This is a genomic window from Psychrobacillus sp., assembly GCF_056205495.1.
This window is the reverse complement of record NZ_JBAEAP010000649.1, coordinates 1-4,303: the sequence shown is the minus strand read 5'-3', so window position 1 is coordinate 4,303 and position 4,303 is coordinate 1. Positions and strand designations below refer to the sequence as shown.

The following is a 4,303-nucleotide window of genomic DNA, read 5'->3' as shown; positions in this document are numbered from 1 at the left end:
AGCAGTGCAAGTCCAAGAAACACCTTTGTCGGACTTTATCCATGAGGTGATGCTTCATTATAGTAATGCAGATGTAGTAGCTCATCAGATTGACAATGACAAAGCTTCCTTAAATGTTGGACCTATCAAGAAAAAAGACATTGCTTACAACTATCAGTTTGCTGGTGGAGAAGTATCTGTCTATGAAGTAACAGGAAAAGACTTAAAGGATTATATGGAATGGGCAGTTGGCTATTTCAATAGTACGCGTGATGGTGACGTGACAGTAAGCTTTGATAAAACTCGCCGTGCTTCCAAATACAGTACAAATGACTTCTTCGGTAATGTGAAATACGATATCGACTTATCCGAGGCACCGGGAAAACGTATTAAAAACCTTAGAAAGCTAGACGGAACTCCGATTAAAGCAGAGGATCACTTAACATTAGGGATGAATGCATATAGAATGGACTTTCTTCTATCTAAAGGACAAGCGTTAGAAGGTCGTAAGTTTAATATGACCTGGTCATCCAAGGATGAAAGTGCCTATGGTGAAACTGGTGGTACCATTCGCAACCTTGCCATTAGATACTTAAAGGACGAGATGAAGGGCGAATATAAACCAACTATTCAAAACAACTGGAAAATCGTCGGTGTAGATACAAAATCTCCAGCACGAAAAGCCGTTGTAGAACTAGTCAACAAAGGAATTCTAACTGTACCTACAACAGAAGATGGAAAGTACACGAATATCGCATCCATCAATGTAAAGGATGCGATTACACAGCAGGAAATAAAAGAGCTATCAGGAAAAGCTAAAGTGGACTCCGCCCAATTTGCAAAAGTAAACACAACAGGAGACTTTTATTTAGCCTTAGCTAAAGCACTAAATAAACCAGAAGCACCAAAGGATAAAGAGAAACCAGTTAAACCTACTAAACCAGCAAAGCCAATACCTCAAGATAATAAAAAACCGGCTGTAACTAAGCCAGAAGCACCAAAAGGAAAAGTAACAGCTTACCATTTGAATGTCCGCGCTCAAGCAGCAAACAGTGGAAAAGTGCTAGGAACCATTGCTAAAAACAAAGAAGTAGAAGTGCTTGGCAATGAAAAAGGCTGGTATGTCATTTCCTACAAAGGTAAAAAAGGATACGTGTACAGTCGATATATTGACTTACTAAAATAATTGATCTAACACTCATTCGGAAATCCCGGATGAGTGTTTTTAATATGGGACGGTAGAACCTTGCGGAGACGGGAGTGAACCTTGCAGAGATGGGGTAGAACCTTGCAGAGACGGGTGTGAACCTTGCAGAGACGGGTGTGAACCTTGCAGAGACGGTAGAACCTTGCGGAGACGGGAGAAAACCTTGCGGAGACGGGAGTGAACCTTGCGGAGACGGGAGAAAACCTTGCGGAGATGGGAGTGAACTTTGCAGAGACGGTAGAACCTTGCAGAGATGGAGGAGAACCTTGCTGTGACGAGAGTGAACCTTGCGGAGATGGAAGAGAACCTTGCGGAGACGGACGAAAACCTTGCACAAAAGGGAAAACCCCTTGTTCCACAAAAAATCCCCATGCCACCAATAGGCACAGGGACTAACTTAAACAAATCTACTCCATCGATAAATCCTGAACGAATTACATCACTTCAAAGAATGTCTACAAGATAGTAACTTCATTCTCCATATATTGTTGTAGCTGTTGCTGATATTTATGAATTCGGTTGGAAGTGCTAGCTATTGGATTCATAAGATATGTGTCATTTAGTAGGTTGTTGTAGCTTGGATATTTGTATTCGGGCTGCTTTAAAGTACTGGTTATATCGATCTTACTAGCCACACAAATATTCACATATACGATCTTTGCGAAATGCTCTTCAAAATAGAATGACTTTCGTAAAAAGGTAGCTTCATTATCCTCGAACAAGTCGTCCAGGATAATATTTAATTTCTCTCGAGCCACTATAGCATCGTTCATACTGGTAGCCCATTCATTAGAATATGTTTCAGTTAAAAGTTCTAAGAAAAACTCGGCTCTTGCACGGTTAAAAGAAACAAATCCTATCCACATAATATCTTGTTCTGAGCTTTCAAGAGCCTGGTCAAAGGCTTGCGTGGCTTCCTCCAAGTACATAATAGCCACTTGCCTGGATCCAGAGTTAATTCCACTTATATTTTCTCGAATTTCTTCTAAACTTGTGATTTCTAATAAATCCTTAGAAAGGTTTAACTCTTTTGAAATTATATCCATGGCCTTTTGGCGATAGTACAGCCCTAAGTAATTATTGTAAATAGTTTTAGACACAGGATTTTTTAATAAACTTCCTCTTATCTCTAATATAGAAGCAGGGATATTATTGTTTTCGGTATTCACTAGCTTTTGGTATTTCATTACATATTTTAAAAGCTGTATAGTTTCTTCAACTAATAAAAGATTTCCTGTGCTTATTGTCATTAAAGACTTTAAACGTTTATCGATTAATTTCAAAATCTCATCCATTTTCTTCGCATTTTCTTTATGATTTGCATTGGAATCAGTGAACAAGGAAGGAAAGAACACAATTAAATCAATAAAGTATTGTAGGTTATTAGCAAACTCAATCGCAGATTTGGATTGCTTCTTATATAGAACGGTTAAATCTCCATATATTGCTTTGGATACGTCAGTAGCATTGGATTGAGCGTATTTTTTCATTATAGAAGGAATAGAGGTAACATAATCCGGGTTTTCTAGCACATTGCCTTGCATTTTATTAATGGCGTTAACGCTATCAATAGATACATAGGTTTTAAGTGCAAAATGGAAAGCAAGAATAGATACGACAATAGAAATTAAGGTTATAGAGAAATCCACGAAGTCAGCCGTATCCTTCATTTTAGAAATGCGTATGGCACTGTATACACATACAATAGAAATAAGTAGAAAGAAGATATAAATATGTCGAAGTTGTAGTTTTATCACAAAAATCTTCCTTTTAATGTTTTATTCCAATTATATCAGCAAATGTAAAGAGAAGTTAATTGTTTTTGGCTATGTTAAAGGTGGATTCAAGACACAAAAAATGAGCTGGCATATTTTCGCTAAGCCCATTTTAGTTTGTTTTCCTTTTTACTAAAGCATCCGTATCAGTATAAGTACTTTTTTCAAAAACTTGTAGCCTTAAGTGGTGACATCTTTTTCAATCGCCATACGCAAGTTCGAGAAGATTCCAAGAATCAATAGTAACGAACAAACCATTTTTTCAAACGGGGTTCCCAACAATTGTTGTAAAAACCCAAAAGACCAAAATACAACCAAAAACCAACAACAGACGATTCTTACTCGTTTATGTTTGTATTGTGTATTTCCACCAACAAATAGTGTGAAAACTCCTCCCAAAATACAAATAACGATACTGATAATAGATATCGGTAGCTGAGCTGCAAAGGAATCAGAGCGTCCACCATTAACCCATGTAAATGGTATTACACTGCTTATAATTAGAACATGTAGTAAAATTGTTAAGGAATAAAAACAAATTCCCATACATACAGCCGTTTGCATATTAATTTTTCTAAGTTTTTCTAGCATAGATCAACCTCGTTTTTCCACTTTTCCGTGTTAACCCGTTCAGCCATTTTCTATAGGAGATTTCGAAGTGGTAGTAATTCCATATTTATTCTTTAGTGACAACATCCATGCATATAAAAAAAATAAGGTTTCGGTTTTCTTGTTCAACTTATAGGGAAACAAAAAATCCCCATGCCACCAACTGGCACAGGGACTAACCAAAACAAATCTACTCCACAATCTCTCCATCAAAAGCTGCTCGATAAATTGCAGCAATCTCTTTTTCACCAAGCTCCAGCGGACTGCGAGCCAAAATTCGCTTCTGTTTTGTTGCGTCTTCCGTCAAGCTTTCTAGGGCGCTTTCTGGAATCTCGAAGCCTTGAAGGGTAGAAGGGATTCCTACGTCTTCTACTAATCTCTTTAGCTCAGCGACGCATTTATAGGATGCTTCCTCCTGAGATAGGTTACTAGAGCTGAAGCCCATTGCCTCGTAAATATCCTTCATGCGTTTTTCGCAGCTTTTGCGTATGTAGCCCATAACATAAGGGAGTAGGACGGCATTGGAATCTCCGTGGGCGATATGGAACTGACCGCCTAGTGGATACGCGAGTGCATGAACACCGGCAACTCCTGCGTTGAAGAAGGCAAGGCCGGCTAAATAGCTGCCGTAGCTCATATCGGTACGAGCTTGTTTGTCTTCACCGTTCGATACAGCGGTACGAATGGAATTGCTGATTAGACGAATGGCCTGTAAAGCTAACGCATCGGAGAC

5 protein-coding genes are annotated in these 4,303 nt (G+C 38.6%); 2 read left to right on the top strand and 3 right to left on the bottom strand.

Features of this window, described 5'->3' with window-relative positions:
• Positions 1–1,165, top strand: a 1,165-nt coding sequence (locus AC06OU_RS18700) for an SH3 domain-containing protein (RefSeq protein WP_475857717.1), incomplete at its 5' end; no start/stop codon positions are given.
• Between the two features lie 292 nt (positions 1,166–1,457).
• Entirely contained in the window at positions 1,458–1,652 is a 195-nt protein-coding gene (locus tag AC06OU_RS18695; RefSeq protein ID WP_475857716.1) for a hypothetical protein, read from the top strand.
• On the opposite strand, the gene AC06OU_RS18690 is transcribed toward AC06OU_RS18695, so the two are convergent.
• The 3 genes from AC06OU_RS18690 to AC06OU_RS18680 all read right to left on the bottom strand — a co-directional run.
• Positions 1,642–2,943, bottom strand: a complete 1,302-nt coding sequence (locus AC06OU_RS18690) for a hypothetical protein (protein WP_475857715.1) — start codon at positions 2,941–2,943, stop codon at positions 1,642–1,644. The two genes, AC06OU_RS18695 and AC06OU_RS18690, sit on opposite strands and share 11 nt — an antisense overlap.
• Before the next feature lie 198 nt (positions 2,944–3,141).
• On the bottom strand, positions 3,142–3,552 hold the full coding sequence (locus AC06OU_RS18685; RefSeq protein ID WP_475857714.1) for a hypothetical protein: 411 nt from the start codon (positions 3,550–3,552) through the stop codon (positions 3,142–3,144).
• A gap of 208 nt (positions 3,553–3,760) precedes the next feature.
• On the bottom strand, positions 3,761–4,303 hold a 543-nt coding region (locus AC06OU_RS18680; protein ID WP_475857713.1), incomplete at its 5' end, for an iron-containing alcohol dehydrogenase.